The sequence below is a fragment of the Niastella sp. OAS944 genome (genome assembly GCA_024809215.1).
In the GTDB taxonomy this organism is placed as follows: Bacteria; Bacteroidota; Bacteroidia; order Chitinophagales; family Chitinophagaceae; genus Niastella.
The window spans coordinates 2,633,468-2,648,534 of record JANUBW010000001.1 but is presented as its reverse complement, the minus strand read 5'-3'; the positions used below and the strand labels follow the sequence as shown (position 1 = coordinate 2,648,534).

At 43.1% G+C, this 15,067-nt stretch carries 13 protein-coding genes; 8 read left to right on the top strand and 5 right to left on the bottom strand.

Annotated elements, in window-relative coordinates; translation table 11 throughout:
* The first annotated feature begins 16 nt into the window (after positions 1–16).
* From tsaE to GGD38_RS10185, 4 genes are all read left to right on the top strand, one after another.
* A complete protein-coding gene (gene tsaE, locus GGD38_RS10200; protein ID WP_375298096.1) occupies positions 17–424 on the top strand; it encodes a tRNA (adenosine(37)-N6)-threonylcarbamoyltransferase complex ATPase subunit type 1 TsaE in 408 nt (135 codons plus the stop codon).
* Positions 425–580: 156 nt separating this feature from the next.
* Positions 581–1,795: an alanine dehydrogenase gene (locus tag GGD38_RS10195; RefSeq protein ID WP_375298097.1), complete on the top strand. Its 1,215-nt coding sequence runs from the start codon at positions 581–583 to the stop codon at positions 1,793–1,795.
* A gap of 301 nt (positions 1,796–2,096) precedes the next feature.
* Positions 2,097–3,374, top strand: a complete 1,278-nt coding sequence (locus tag GGD38_RS10190; protein ID WP_375298098.1) for a hypothetical protein — start codon at positions 2,097–2,099, stop codon at positions 3,372–3,374.
* Between the two features lie 216 nt (positions 3,375–3,590).
* The gene (locus tag GGD38_RS10185) at positions 3,591–4,853 is read left to right on the top strand and encodes a hypothetical protein (protein ID WP_375298099.1); all 1,263 of its coding nucleotides are present in this window, start codon (positions 3,591–3,593) and stop codon (positions 4,851–4,853) included.
* Between the two features lie 205 nt (positions 4,854–5,058).
* Here the strand turns inward: GGD38_RS10185 and GGD38_RS10180 are convergent, their stop codons facing one another.
* The 3 genes from GGD38_RS10180 to GGD38_RS10170 form a co-directional block, all read right to left on the bottom strand.
* Entirely contained in the window at positions 5,059–5,715 is a 657-nt protein-coding gene (locus tag GGD38_RS10180) for an ATP-binding cassette domain-containing protein (protein ID WP_375298100.1), read from the bottom strand.
* Positions 5,696–6,559, bottom strand: coding sequence for an acyl-ACP--UDP-N-acetylglucosamine O-acyltransferase (gene lpxA, locus GGD38_RS10175; protein WP_375298101.1), 864 nt, complete (start codon positions 6,557–6,559; stop codon positions 5,696–5,698). The genes GGD38_RS10180 and lpxA overlap by 20 nt, the downstream gene beginning before the upstream one ends.
* Before the next feature lie 170 nt (positions 6,560–6,729).
* Positions 6,730–8,133, bottom strand: a complete 1,404-nt coding sequence (locus tag GGD38_RS10170; RefSeq protein ID WP_375298102.1) for a bifunctional UDP-3-O-[3-hydroxymyristoyl] N-acetylglucosamine deacetylase/3-hydroxyacyl-ACP dehydratase — start codon at positions 8,131–8,133, stop codon at positions 6,730–6,732.
* 198 nt (positions 8,134–8,331) lie between these two features.
* Here GGD38_RS10170 and GGD38_RS10165 point away from each other — a divergent pair, with 198 nt between their 5' ends.
* A complete protein-coding gene (locus GGD38_RS10165) occupies positions 8,332–9,276 on the top strand; it encodes a c-type cytochrome (RefSeq protein ID WP_375298103.1) in 945 nt (314 codons plus the stop codon).
* A 238-nt stretch (positions 9,277–9,514) separates the two neighbouring features.
* Here the strand turns inward: GGD38_RS10165 and lpxD are convergent, their stop codons facing one another.
* Together lpxD and GGD38_RS10155 are read right to left on the bottom strand one after the other, a co-directional pair.
* The gene (gene lpxD / locus GGD38_RS10160; RefSeq protein WP_375298104.1) at positions 9,515–10,567 is read right to left on the bottom strand and encodes a UDP-3-O-(3-hydroxymyristoyl)glucosamine N-acyltransferase; all 1,053 of its coding nucleotides are present in this window, start codon (positions 10,565–10,567) and stop codon (positions 9,515–9,517) included.
* A 152-nt stretch (positions 10,568–10,719) separates the two neighbouring features.
* Positions 10,720–11,940, bottom strand: a complete 1,221-nt coding sequence (locus GGD38_RS10155) for an HD domain-containing protein (RefSeq protein WP_375298105.1) — start codon at positions 11,938–11,940, stop codon at positions 10,720–10,722.
* 196 nt (positions 11,941–12,136) lie between these two features.
* Here GGD38_RS10155 and GGD38_RS10150 point away from each other — a divergent pair, with 196 nt between their 5' ends.
* The 3 genes from GGD38_RS10150 (at position 12,137) to GGD38_RS10140 (ending at position 14,985) form a co-directional block, all read left to right on the top strand.
* A complete protein-coding gene (locus GGD38_RS10150) occupies positions 12,137–13,693 on the top strand; it encodes a response regulator (protein ID WP_375298106.1) in 1,557 nt (518 codons plus the stop codon).
* A 198-nt stretch (positions 13,694–13,891) separates the two neighbouring features.
* Positions 13,892–14,179, top strand: coding sequence for a hypothetical protein (locus GGD38_RS10145; RefSeq protein ID WP_375298107.1), 288 nt, complete (start codon positions 13,892–13,894; stop codon positions 14,177–14,179).
* Between the two features lie 29 nt (positions 14,180–14,208).
* On the top strand, positions 14,209–14,985 hold the full coding sequence (locus GGD38_RS10140) for an MBL fold metallo-hydrolase (RefSeq protein ID WP_375298108.1): 777 nt from the start codon (positions 14,209–14,211) through the stop codon (positions 14,983–14,985).
* Positions 14,986–15,067: the final 82 nt, after the last annotated feature.

Sequence of the window (15,067 nt, the reverse complement as noted above, 5' to 3'; positions counted from 1 at the left end):
TTATCTTTGCGCCTTTATGCAGCTTGAATCTACATTAGAAAATATCCGGCAAACAGCACGCCGGTTTTGGGAACTTGTTGATGGTCGTAAGGTCATCGCCTTTTATGGCAATATGGGGGCGGGTAAAACAACGCTCATTCATGCCTTATGCGATGAAAAGGGCGTAACAAGTACAGTGGGCAGCCCCACTTTTTCCATAATAAACGAGTATTCATATCCCGGTGGTCGAATTTTCCATATAGACCTGTACCGGTTAAAGGATGAGGAGGAAGCCGTACGGGCAGGGGTAGAGGATTGTCTTTACTCGGGTGATATTTGCCTGGTTGAATGGCCGGGCCGGGCCGAGGGTATTTTGCCTGAAGATACGGCCAGGATAGAAGTTCAGGTAATTGACCAGGCTACCCGTACCATTTCTATCGTATAAACTTTTCTATTTGTGATAATTCCGGCCAACTTGTCTGCTTTAAGGGCTAAAACGACCCAAGCAGGCCGGGCCGGTATGTATAATTGACTTTCACCACAATAGGTAAAAGTTGTAACTTGTGGCCCCGATTATGGGGGTAAAATCATTTACTGCTACATGTCCCAGCAAAAGCCGATCATCAGCACTTCTTTTAGTTACGAAACATTGCAGGAAACCCTGGATATAAAACCCAAAGGGGCACAATTGCATATTGGCATACCTAAGGAAACTGCTTTCCAGGAAAACCGCATTGCACTTACCCCTGAAGCGGTGGGTGTGTTGGTGAGCAATGGACATAATGTAGTTATTGAGAATAATGCGGGCGAAGCTGCGCATTTTCGCAATCGCGATTATAGCGAGGCGGGCGCTCAAATAGTATATGATAAAGCGGCGGTGTATAAGGCGCCAATTCTGGTAAAAAGCGCCCCGGTGGTTGAAGAAGATATGGCCCATCTGCAGTTCAACCAGGTGATCATATCGCCCATTCATCTTTCGGCCATGAAGGCTGAGTTCCTGCAAAAGATGATGGAAAAGCGCATTACCGCCATCTCCTTCGAGAACCTTAAAGACGATAGCGACAGCTTACCCATCGTTCGCAGTATGAGTGAAATTGCCGGTAGTGCAGTAATGCTTATTGCGGCGCAATACCTGGGTTCGGCCAACCATGGTAAGGGTGTTTTGCTGGGTGGTATCTCTGGTATTCCCCCAACCAAGGTTATTATTTTAGGCGCCGGTATTGTAGGAGAGTTTGCCGCCCGGGCTGCATTGGCATTGGGCGCATCGGTTAAAGTATTCGACAATAGTGTATACCGGTTAAAACGGTTACAAAACAATATCGGTCAACGTATGTGGACCTCAGTAATGGAGCCACGCATTTTGGCCAAGCAATTAAAGACCTGTGAGGTGGCCGTTGGCGCCCTGGGTTCGCAAAGCGGCCGTACGCCGGTTGTTGTAACCGAAGAAATGATCAGCAATATGCGTCCCGGCAGTGTGATCATTGATGTTAGTATCGACCGTGGTGGTTGTTTTGAAACTTCAGAGATCACCAGTCATGAACAACCGATATTTATGAAATACGGTGTTATTCACTATTGCGTTCCCAACATTCCATCGGGTTTTGCCCGCACTGCTTCTCAGGCTATCAGTAATGTACTGATGCCATTGCTGCTTGAAGCAGGTGAAGAAGGCGGTTTTGAAAACCTGGTATGGCATAAAGTACATCTGCGTAGTGGAATATATCTTTTTAAAGGAGCTCTCACCAACTTCCATTTAAGTCAACGCTTCGATTTAAAATATACCGATCTGAACCTGTTAATTGCAAGCCAGCGTTAACAAAAGGTTGCATTAGGAATAAAAAATATTTTTAATCTTGATGGAACAATAATATTGGTATAGTAAGCGATAGCTATCAGCTGAATATGTTAAGTGTACGCTTAACACTAAATACATTAAAATTCCGTTATAGAACGGTAGACATTTGACTTTAAAAAGTTTCCTATTATTTTTGTGTATCCCTCCAATTAACAATTGCCAGCCTTTTTATTTAATAAGAAAACGTGTTTTTTCGTAATAAAAGAACCTTTTATACGTTTTCTATGGCCTAAAAGTTGCTAATTGGATTCAAATACCTGTTATGAAGACAAGGCCCTATTTGTTGATAGTACTCAGTATCTTGGTTAGTAAATCTACCTCTTTTGCCCAGGGAACAGTGCCCCCCATTTCTGGTTGGGATATGGATGAAAAAAGCGGCACGTATGTTTTTAAGCCGTTAGGTGCAAAACCGGCTCCCGGTACTGAACCCAAAGAATTCTTATATGAGATATTACCATTTGAAAAAGTGGATGGCCAGTCAATAGAAGAATGGTTCAGCAATGCTATTGATAAAGATGTTAAGGAATCGGGTTTTACAGTGCCTTTGGCTAATGCTAATAAAAAGAACATTACCACGAACCAAACCATCATTTCATTTTCAACCGAGATCACCGATAAAAAAGGTAGAACGTTGTATGCATCGTATATCGGTTATCAGGCCGGTAATGGTGAATATCGTTTGGCGCGCGTAACAAGCACCGCCGATGTAAAATATTATTCTAACTATATGCGCCCTGTTGCCGATCATATTGGTAACCTGGCAAAAGCAGATGCGTATTATACCGGTAATTCAAAAAATGGTAAAACGCATAATGCACATAACAGAACAGAAACAAAGGCTGGTAATACTACGAATGCGCAGTCTGAAATTATACCAGAAAAAGCGTTGAAATCAACGGAGATCAACGGTATTTTGGTTCACCTGGAGTATAATACCACTCCCGATGGAAAAATGCAGCGTATTTACAAGCCATTCCTGGTATTGAACGATGGTTCTATTTACAGCGAACCGTATTTAAGCCCATATAGTTTAGATGTTGCTGCTTCAAAACAAAAGGAACCTAAAAAATGGGGTACCTGGAAAATGAAGAACAATACCTTCTATGTTGAGTGGACTGCCACCGGTGAAACCGAAAAATGGTTTAAGAACTGGTTCTGGGCAACGCCTTCTCAAAAAGAAGAAAAACTGGAAGGAACTTTCATGACTGTAAGTGGCCTCGACAATGGTAACGTAAAGTCTACTGATAACGGATATACTTCAAAATATATCGCGTTCAACAATACCGGTCAGTTTACCTTAACAACCGGCAACAGTAATAACCCTAACGCGGCTATCCCTGCTTCTGAATTCAATAAAAGAACTGAAGCCGGTACTTATACGCTTAACGAGTATTCTGTTGAACTGCATTTTAATAACGGAACCGTTATTCGCCGTTTATTCTACTTCTACCTGCCTGGTAAAACCCATTTTGGCGTAGGTACTTCGGCCTATGTGCCTAAGCAATTTGGTGAAAGTGGTACAACCGCCAGCGGTAACTAACATATTTCTTCCCCAGCACAGCGGGGAAAAGTTTCAAGAACGTTTGACCTACCAGGTTATCAAGTATACCTGGTAGGTTAATTATTTACAGGGGTATACACATGTTTAAATCTTTTCTACAGAAAAGTTGTAAACATGTGAGAAAGTTTTAGGCCGCGTGAACCGTCTTTCTTTTCTGTGGCCCGAAAATTGACCAAAGCCTGTAAATAGCCTACTATGAAAAATGCGCTCCTGGTTATAGTCCTGTTCATGGGTTTGGGTATTCCCACGGTTCTGGCACAATCTGTTCAGCCTATGCTGGGTTGGAAAATGGAAGAAAACAGAGGACGCTTTATATTCAAACCAACTGCCGTTTTTAGCGATGAGAATAAGGAATTCTCCTATGAGATAATGCCGCTTGAAAAAAGCGAAGGAAAAACCTTTGATGAATGGTTCACGGGTACTATCGATAAAAATCTTCGTGGCTCAGGCTTCTCTCTTCCCAAACACAAAGAAAAAAATAATATCAGCTACAGCACGCTGTCGTCTTATTCGGGTAAGGTGAACGACAGGAATGGCAAAGTATGGTATGTTGCCTATATGGCCTACCGCACCAATAGCCAGCAATACCGGCTGGCAAAGCTGTTCAGCTCGCCCGATATTACCTACTATACCAATTGCATGAAAACGGCGGCTATGCACTTTGGAAAGCTGGCCAAACAGGATGGCGCATTTGAAACAAACGGCCTTAGTGATGTAGCAAAAAGCAATCCGCCCGCAACAGCCACTACTCCACCCACGGTAATTGAAAGAGTTCCTGCCCCCCGTAACGCTATTGTAAGCAATGATAATGTTTCCACACCTGTAAAAGGCTTAAAGGCTACCGAAATAAAAGGAGTAGTTATAAACCTGGAACACAGCTATGGGGTAGGGGGAAACGTTATTAGTGAATATATGCCCTATCTTTTACTCAACGACGGTACCATATACAGCAACCCGGTGGTTAGTCCGTATGAGTTTAATGTGGCTTTATCAAAGCAACGGGAGCCAAAGAAATGGGGTACCTGGAAGATAAGCGGCGGTTCCATTTCGGTAAACTGGCCCGGACGGAATAAATCGGAGAAATGGGAAAAGAACTGGTTCTGGGCACGCCCTGCTGCCGGCAATGAGAAAATTGAAGGCGCCTTTACCAGTATGATAGGAGCAGGTAATGGCGCTATGGGCGGTAATGTAATGACGGTTTCTTCGAAGAATATTCTTTTTAATACATTGGGCCGTTTTGCGCTTACTGGTGTAGGTGTGGGCACTAACTATACTGATTATAATATTGCTACTTCGGCCTATTCAAAAAAGGATGAGGCCGGGTCGTATACATTAAATGGCTATTCTATAGAGCTGCGGTTCAATAATGGCACAACTATGCGCCGGGCATTTTATTTCTATCCTAAAGACAAGGCGCATTTTGGAATTGGTAGCCACGTTTACATTCAGAAGAGATAGCTGAAAAGTTGATATTGTTGATCAAGTTGATAAGGGAAGGCAATAAGAATTAAGAGAATGAAGTAGGAGGTAGGAAGTAAGAAGTTGACAAGTTAACGAGTTAACAAGTTTGCGAGCTTCGCGGGCATTTGCCTGTATTATTTCACGTTTCACGTTTGCCGTTTCACGATGAGCGAGGCCATAAGTTTCGGCCACCATTGCCGATTCACGATTGCCGATTGCCGACTTTCTTATAATCCAGAATACTGATCTTCTCAGTACAAAAAGAGTACTCCTGCTCATCATTTGAGCTTACAATAATAAGCCGGTTATTACAATATTTATTAATGAGTTGGTGATAGAGGGCAAATCCTGCTGCATCGAGGTTGGTACAGGGCTCATCGAGTAAAATACAGCGCACATTGCTGAATATAGCCTGCGCCAGCTTTACCCGTTGTTTCATTCCACTTGAGTAAAACCTGATCTGTTTATGGGTTGCTGCCTGTAAGCCAATTTCGGCAATGATGTCTTTAATTTGAAAGCCGGGTAAAAATGGTTTGAACTGGCTATGAAACTGCAGAAACTCCTGCACGGTCATTTCTTCAATAAGTTCCAGGTAAGGCGCTGCAATAGAAATAAGTTGAAATGCCTTGTCAACGTGTATTTCCTTGTCTATTGCCTGTTGCCCATTGCCTATTGTGTATTTGGCACTTCCTTCACTCATCATCATGGCGCCGCCAATCACTTGTAGCAAAGTAGATTTACCCGACCCATTAGGACCGGTAATGGCATATGCTATGCCTGAAGTAAACTCCTGAGTGAAATTTCGGAATATCCAGTCGCGGTTAAAGCGTTTGCCGGCATTAGTCAGCGATATCTTCATCCACACTACCTTTTGAATAGCGTTTAATGATACCACGGCCGCTTTCGCGAATAAAGGTTACAATTTCATCGCGCTCATCGGTTGCAGGGAACTCTTCTTCCAGGTATTCAAGCGCCTGGCTGGTATTGAAACCTTTATTATAAATAACCCGGTAAATATCAAGAATGTGATTGATCTTATCTACCGTAAACCCGCGACGTTTTAAGCCAACTGAATTCACACCGGCATAGCTCAATGGCTGACGGCCGGCTTTCATATATGGGGGAATATCTTTACCTACTAACGATCCACCGCTAATAAATGCGTGCTGACCAACCTTAGTGAACTGGTGAACGGCACACATGCCACCTAAAATGGCCCAATCGCCCACAATTACGTGACCCGCCAACTGTGAGTTATTGCTCAACACCACATAATCACCAATGATACAGTCATGGGCAACGTGGCTGTAAGCCATGATCATACAGTTTTTTCCAACCTTGGTCTTCCACCTGTCCTTGGTACCCCGGTGAATGGTAACAAACTCACGAATGGTGGTATTATCACCAATTTCGGTAAGTGTGTCTTCGCCTTCAAATTTGAGGTCTTGCGGCATGGCAGAAATAACGGCTCCCGGGAAAATTCGGCAGTTTTTACCGATGCGGGCGCCTTCCATAATAGTTACGTTACTTCCTACCCAGGTTCCTTCACCAATTTCAACGTTTTGGTGAATTACCGTAAAGGGATCAATCTTTACATTGGTGGCAATCTTGGCGTTAGGATGTATATATGTATGCGGATGGATCATTTTGTTAACATTCTTAAGGGTTGAACCTGGATATTCATTCATAGGCGTAACAGACATCCCATCCCCGGTGGGATTTTGCTGGCGATCATCACCTAAATTCTGTTTATGGATGGATTGACGTTTGATATTAATTAATCTGCTAAAATAGACAAAACTAAATCATTATACCCCTATGGCCTGATATATTTTATTGTTCACTACCCGTTTCGGGGGTAAGAACCAGCTGTTTACCTTTTTACCAGCTGTGCCATCAGGTCGGCCTCTGTGCAAATTTTATTGCCTACATACACCGTTCCCCGCATTTCGCAAATACCGCGCCGTATAGGAGCCATTAACTCCATTTTAAGGATCATAGTATCTCCGGGAACAACTTTTTGCTTGAATTTACAATTATCGATCTTCAAAAAGTAAGTATCGTACTCTCCGGGCGGCATGGCGTTGATACAAAGGATACCGCCGGTTTGTGCCAGCGCCTCAACCTGCAATACACCAGGCATTACCGGGTTGCCGGGAAAATGACCCTGAAAGAACTGTTCGTTGTAGGTAACGTTCTTGATTCCAACAATATGTTTATCACTTAGTTCAATGATCTTATCAACTAATAAGAACGGATAACGGTGCGGCAGTGTTTTTTCGATCTTCTGCAGTGAATATACCGGTGGTAAATTAGGATCATACACCGGAACATCCTTTACATGTTTGTTCTTTTTAATATACTGCTTGATCTTACGCGCAAAATCAACGTTTGTGCTATGACCGGGACGGTTAGCAATGATATGGGCCTTGATAGGATAACCGATCAGCGCCAGATCACCAACTATATCCAGCGTTTTATGCCGGGCCGGTTCATTTGGAAAACGTAATTCCAGGTTATTGAGGTACCCTTCATTTTTTACTTCAATCTTTTTGCGGCCAAACACCTTGGCCAGGCGTTCCATTTCCTGCTCAGTAACAGGTTTGTCAACCACCACAATGGCGTTGTTGATGTCGCCACCTTTTATGAGGTTGTGCTGTAACAACATTTCCAGCTCGTGCAAAAAGCAGAAGGTACGGCAGGGGGCAATTTCTTCCTTAAAATCACGCATGGTTTTCAAACCTGCGTGCTGGGTGCCCAATACCGGACTATTAAAATCAATAAGCGTAGTTATTTTATAATCAGTAGCAGGGAGCGCCGTCATTTCAACCCTTTTCTGCTCATCGTACAGGGTAATGTTGGTATCAATGCTGTACCAGATCTTGGCAGCATCCTGCTCAAGCACACCGGCTTCTTCAATGATCTCAACAAAAGGCGCAGAGCTACCATCGGCGATTGGAATTTCAGGACCGTTCAGCTCAATAAGGCAATTATCCACGCCCATACCTACCAGTGCCGCCAGTATGTGCTCAACTGTAGACACCCTGGTTTCGCCTTCCTGCAGGGTTGTACCACGGGAAGTATCGGTAACCAAATCGCAATCAGCCTTTATCACAGGTTGTCCGGGCAGGTCAATGCGTTGAAACTGAAAACCAAAACCAGGGTTGGCAGGTTTCAGCGTCATATCCACATTAATTCCTGTATGTAAACCGGTACCGGAGATACTTACAGCCGACTGCAGGGTATGTTGTTTATCGGGATTAAAATTGTTATTCATTCCTGGTTTTTATAAAAGAATGCGCAAAGATAGGGATTCCGTTAAGACGAAAAGGCGCTGATTTACCAGCGTTTAGTATAAACGTAGAATAAGTGTATTTATTCAACTCATATAAGGGTTTTCTCAGTTCATATCAGCTTCGTTATTCATACTCCCCGGTGCCATTTAGTTTTGTGCCCAGCCTGAAAAACAAATAACATGATACGTAAGATCTTAAAATGGACCGGCATCACCCTGTTAACGGTGATCCTGGTTTTAGTTCTGCTGGTAGCGGTGCGTCAGAACCTGACTTTCGAAGCCCCTTACCCCAATATAAAAGCATCGACCGATAGTGCGGTAATAGCCCGCGGTAAAGAAATTGCCTTTGGCCCTGCGCATTGCGCCGATTGCCATTATAATGGCAATGCCGATTCGGTGTTTAAACTGGGACAAGAGCCGGCATTAAGTGGTGGTTTTGTATTTGCCCTTCCGCTGGGTAATTTTTATACCCGCAATTTAACGTCCGATAAAACTACCGGCATTGGAAGGTATACTGATGGCGAAATTGCCCGCACATTGCGATATGGTGTTAGACCCAATGGTACGGCAGCCCTCGATTTTATGCCTTTTCATAATATGACCGATGAAGATCTTACGGCAGTTATTTCATTTTTACGCAGCACTAAACCTGTGCATAACGAAGTACCTGAACATACGGTGACCATGCTTGGCCGGGTAATAAATGCATTTTTGATAAAGCCTGTTGGGCCCAGTGAAGAAGTACCTAAAAAGGTAAAAAGAGATACTACCGCTTCTTATGGAAAATACATTGCCTGTAGTGTAGCCAATTGCGTTGGGTGCCATACCAATCGCGATATGATGACGGGGGCTGCCATTGGTGAACCGTTTGCCGGCGGGTTAAAGTTTGAAGAGCCAGGCATTCCTGTATTAACCTCACCAAATATTAATCCCAACACACCGGGCAGCCGCATGTATGGCTGGAGTGAACAGGATTTCATAAAACGTATTCGTATGGGTAAGCTTATTTCTTACTCGCATATGCCCTGGAATTCGTTTAAGCGAATGAGTGATAATGATCTTAAAGCAGTATATAATTTCCTGAAAACTTTGCCGCCTTCTAAAACAAGCAGTAGTAGTAAATAAAAGGGGTATTTGGGTTACGCAAAAAGGGTTGGTGGTGTAATACCATCAACCCTTTGTTATAATTTGAACAGTAAGATGTGAAAAATAGTTGTTGTATACTAAGTTGCTGTTACCGGTTTCCAGAGTTCCGGTTACCGGGTCCGAAATTCACAACCTCGAACTATTTGCAGCAACCCAAGTCGGCAGTCTCGAATATAAACACCGGTAACTGGTAACCGGCAACCGGTTACTGATACTTTTACTCCGAAACTTTCTCAGTCAGCAACTGCTTTACCAACTGCTCCAGTTCCTTAATTCTCTTCTCAAGCTCTGGCAGTTTTCGGCTAACAGCCTGGCTGCGAAGGGCGCTTGTATATTCAAATGCAGGGCTGCCGGTAACAGCTGCGTTTGGTGTTTTTATTGATTTACTTACGCCGCTTTGTGCATTGATCTTGCTGCCGTCGGCAATTTGAATATGACCAACAATGCCGGCTTGTCCGCCGATCATTACATTATTACCTATCTTGGTGCTACCACTTACTCCCGCCTGTGCAGCAATAACTGTATTGTTCCCTACTTCAACATTATGGGCAACCTGTATGAGGTTATCGAGCTTGGCGCCCGATTTAATTATGGTAGAACCAATAGTAGCGCGGTCGATGGTGGCGTTGGCGCCAATTTCTACAAAGTCTTCAACAACTACATTACCAATTTGCGGAACCTTTTTAAAGCTGCCATCGGCCTGGGGTGCAAAACCAAAACCATCGCTGCCTACAACAGTGCCGGCATGAATGGTTACATTCTTACCAATTACACAACCGTGGTAAATTTTTACCCCAGGGTGTACAATGGTATTATCGCTGATCTTTACATTATCGCCTATGAAAACATTTGGGAATATTTTTACATTATTTCCCAGTACCACGTTTTCGCCTAGATAAGCAAAGGCGCCAATAAACACTTGTTGACCCAGTTTGGCCGATTTGCTTATGTATGATGGTTCCTGGATACCCGTTAACTGTTGGGTAGCCATTTCCTGATATTTTGTAAGCAGTGCTGCAAATGCTGAATAAGCGTCGGGCACCCTTATCAAGGTAGCCTCAACAGGTTCTTTCAATTCCTGAGCGGCATTAATGATAACCAGGGTTGCTTTTGTACGATACAGATACTCTTCGTATTTAGGATTGGCCAAAAAAGAAAGCTGACCGGCCTGTGCCTCTTCAATTTTTCCAAAGGAATGCACAGCAGCCTCGGGATTACCTTCTACTGTGCCATTAATGATCATAGCTATTTGTGCGGCGGTAAATTGCATAGAATAGTCGTTAGGTCAAGTATGTCAATTATATCAAACGGTTTATATAAGCCAAAATTATAAAGTTTGTCAAAGCTACTGCATATTGAAAAAAGTGTAATATGTTTTATGCGCTATGATCAAAGGTCTTAACAGCTAACTCATATAACAGTTCAACAGTTGTAATAACAAATGTAATATTTTTTCACAGGGCTTGCTAATGCCTGATGTATCAATGCATTATCAACTTTTGATATATCAGTGACGGTACCGTTCTTGAACAAAATATTAATACGTTCTTCGGCGGGGTTATAGGTTGTATTTTCTATTTCCCCGGCAAACATTAAATATTCACAATCGACCTCATTTAACTTTAAATGATGGCAAATGTTATTCCGTTGTGTTTTAATCCAGTCCTGATCGAAAGGTTCGGCCTGCAATTTAACTTTTAGTAAACGGCGCTCGATAAGGCAACGGCATAAAGTGCTCAATACAGTGTCGGAATGAAAGATCCAGTTTTTAATAGTAGCCAAAACGTCAAAATCGTCGAGCAGGCAAAATTTATCGAGATGTTGCTCAATAAACACGGTACTGGTGGTGCTTTTTAAAAAGAAATCAAAAATGGGCGAGGCCGCCTGCAGGTCCTTTCCCTGCCTCGTTAACTCCTGAGCACGTTGAATGATCTTTACCAGTGTTTTTTCGGCGCCCAGTACGGTCTTGTGCAAATACACCTGCCAGTACATCAATCGCCTGGCCACCAGAAATTTTTCAATGCTGTAAATGCCTTTTTCTTCCACCATCAGGTCGCCGTTTTTAACGGTAAGCATTTTTAAAATGCGGTCGTACCCAATAACGCCTTCTGAAACACCCGTGTAAAAACTATCGCGGGTAAGGTAGTCCATGCGGTCAACATCGAGCTGGCCGCTAATGAGTTGGTGAAGAAAGGGCTTGGTATAATTATTGGTAAAAATATCTATAGCTTTAGACAGCTGTCCCTTCAATTGTTCGTTAAGCACACGCATTATGAGAATACTGATCGTTTCGTGATGGGTATGGTTGATCAGTACATTTTCAAGGGCATGTGAAAAAGGCCCGTGACCAATATCGTGTAAGAGAATCGCAATTTTAGCAGCCGTTTCTTCTTCGGGAGTAATTTCTACTCCTTTACTTTTCAGTTCGGTTAACGCACTGCACATAAGATGATATGCGCCCAGTGAGTGATGAAGGCGGGTATGCACCGCGCCCGGATATACCAAATGAGCAAAGGCCATTTGATGTACACGTCGCAAACGCTGGTACCAGGGATGTGAAATAACCTGAAAAACGAGCGGATCATCGATGGTGATAAATCCATATACGGGGTCATTGATGATCTTTCTTATGCGGTTTGTCATTCGCTGCCTGCTTATTTGTTAAAATTGCTGCCAAAAGCAGCGGGCAAAAGTACAAAGCCTGGGGGGATAAATTAAATTTGGTTAGATTGGGGCCAGTTAAATAGTTGACGAGTTGACAAGTTGACGAGTTGACAAGGGAAAAGCCAGAAGTAGTGAACTAAAAACTTAAAACCAAGAACTCTATAAACAACTTTACATGCCACTAGGTAAAATACTTTGGGTTGACGATGAAATTGAAAGTTTACAATCTCAAATACTTTTTTTACAGAATAAGGGGTACGAAGTAACGGCGCTCACCAATGGATTTGATGCAGTGGATTATGTAAAGGAAAACATCCTCGACGTAGTACTGCTCGATGAAACCATGCCCGGTATCACCGGACTGGAAACCCTTTCCAAAATAAAAGAGATCAATTCGCAGATACCGGTGGTAATGATCACCAAGAATGAAACGGAAAATCTGATGGACGATGCCATTGGCAGCCAGATCACCGATTACCTTATAAAACCGGTGAACCCCAACCAGGTACTGTTAAGCTTGAAAAAGATCATCGATAACAAACGTCTGGTGGGCGAAAAAACCACCATGGCCTATCAGCAGCAGTTCCGCAATTTGTTTATGGCGCTTAACAGCAATCCCGATTACAACGAATGGATGGACATTTACAAAAAACTGGTGTACTGGGAACTTGAAATGGAGAAAAGTGACAGTCCCGAAATGCAGGAAGTGTTTCAAACCCAGAAGAACGAAGCCAATACCGAGTTCTTTAAATTCGTTTCAAAGAACTATGCCCGTTGGGTAAATCCCAAAAGTGACGACGGGCCGGTAATGTCGCACAACCTGATCAAGTTTAAAGTACTTCCGCATGTTGAAAAGGGAACGCCTACCTTTTTTGTATTGATAGATAACCTGCGATTTGACCAGTGGCGTGCTATTTCACCCATCTTTGCCGAAAGTTTTCGCATACTGGAAGAAGACAGTTTTTACAGCATACTGCCTACTGCCACACAATACGCGCGCAATGCCATTTTCAGCGGATTGCTCCCTGTAGATATTGAAAAACAATTTCCGCAGCAATGGAAGAACGATGATGAAGAAGGCGGAAAGAATTTGAATGAGGAAGAGTTCTTCCGTGCTTTTTTAAAACGCCAGCGACGCGATGATCTAAAGGTTTCTTATACCAAGATACTTAACAATCAGGCGGGGCAGGACCTGGTGAACAATATTCATAACCTGATGGGCAATGATCTTAATATCATCGTTTACAACTTTGTTGATATGCTAAGCCATGCCCGCACCGAAATGGAAGTGCTGAAAGAACTGGCCGGTGATGAAACCAGCTATAGAAGTGTTACCCGCAGCTGGTTCGAGCATTCGCCATTGCACCAGGCATTGAAAAAAGTAGCCGATAAAAAACTCAATCTTATACTGGCCACCGATCATGGAACGGTACGGGTTAAAACCCCGGCCAAAGTGATTGGCGACAAACAAACCACCACCAATCTGCGTTATAAACATGGACGTAACCTCAACTATGAGCCAAAAGATGTACTGGCCTTTCGCGATCCAAAAGAGGCCGGATTGCCTGTGCCAACAGTGAATTCATCGTACATCTTTGCACGCGAAGACATGTACCTGTGTTACCCCAATAATTACAATTATTATGTAAATTATTATCGCAACACTTTTCAGCATGGCGGCGTTAGTTTAGAGGAGATGATTGTACCGGTTATCAAAATGACCAATAAATAAAGTCGTTTAGTAGTAAGGTAATCGAAGTGTGAGCCCGGAAACGGCGCTTGAAATTGATAGAAAAACATGATTTTATAGCCTGAAACGGCATTTTTACCGCTTTTTTGGCTATAAGGCATCGTTCTCAACGTTTTGTGTGGAAAAGTTGAGGTTATCTATTTCGAGCACCAAAATTGTGAATATTAACTTTGCCATACTATGAAATTTACGCAGGCAACATTAGATAAAATTGAAGCGATCCTTGACGAGGCGGAATATGTGCTACGCTATGAACGAGGTAATTTTCAAAGTGGATATTGCATTTTGGAACAAAAGAAGGTAGTAGTATTAAATAAATTCCTCCAACTTGAGGGCCGCATAAGTACGTTGATCGATCTTATTCCGCAATTGAAAGTAGATCCGGAGATCTTTTCGCCCGAAGTACGCAGAACGTACAATGATGTGCTTGAAAGGCATGCATTAGTACAGGCTGAAAACCAGAAGTAAGAATCATTCTTCTTACGTACATTTACCGCGTGAGCTATCCTTCATTAACCATTACTTTTTTAGGCACGGGTACCAGCGCCGGTGTACCCATGATAGCCTGTGATTGTCCTGTTTGTACATCAACCGATAAAAAAGATAACCGGCTTCGTTCCAGCATTATGGTGCAATCGGAAAATACAACCCTTGTGGTTGATTCCGGTCCCGACTTTAGGTACCAGATGTTGCGGGCGCATGTAAAACACCTCGACGCTATTATTTTTACCCATTCGCATAAAGATCATGTTGCCGGGCTTGATGATGTTCGGGCCTTTAACTTCTTTCAGCAGCAGGCCATGCAGGTGTATGCCAGCGATATGACGCAGGAAGTGATCATTCGTGAGTTTCCCTATGCATTTTATGAATCTAAATACCCCGGTGTTCCCGATATACAATTGAACACTATTGCGCTGGAACCATTTATGGCCGGCGATATTCCTGTTACCCCCGTTATGGTATGGCATTTAAAAATGCCCGTGCTTGGGTTTAGGTTTGGTAAGTTCACTTATATAACAGATGCCAATCGCATTGAAGAAAGCGAGTTGGAAAAAATAAAAGGCACCGAAGTGTTGGTGCTGAATGCGCTTCGTAAAGAACAACACATTTCGCATTACTCCCTTGGCGAAAGCATTGAAGTGGCCAAGAGCCTGAAAGTACCACAAACATATCTTACCCACATCAGCCATCAAATGGGGCTGCATGCCGAAGTGGATGCTGAGTTGCCTAATGGCATTAACCTGGCTTATGATGGGCTTGTTATTAAAGTTTGAGGAGGCGTGAAACGGAAAACGTGAAAGCAAAATGCCAGTTATTAAGTTGTTCAGTTATTGAGTTGTTCAGTTTTCGCAGCAT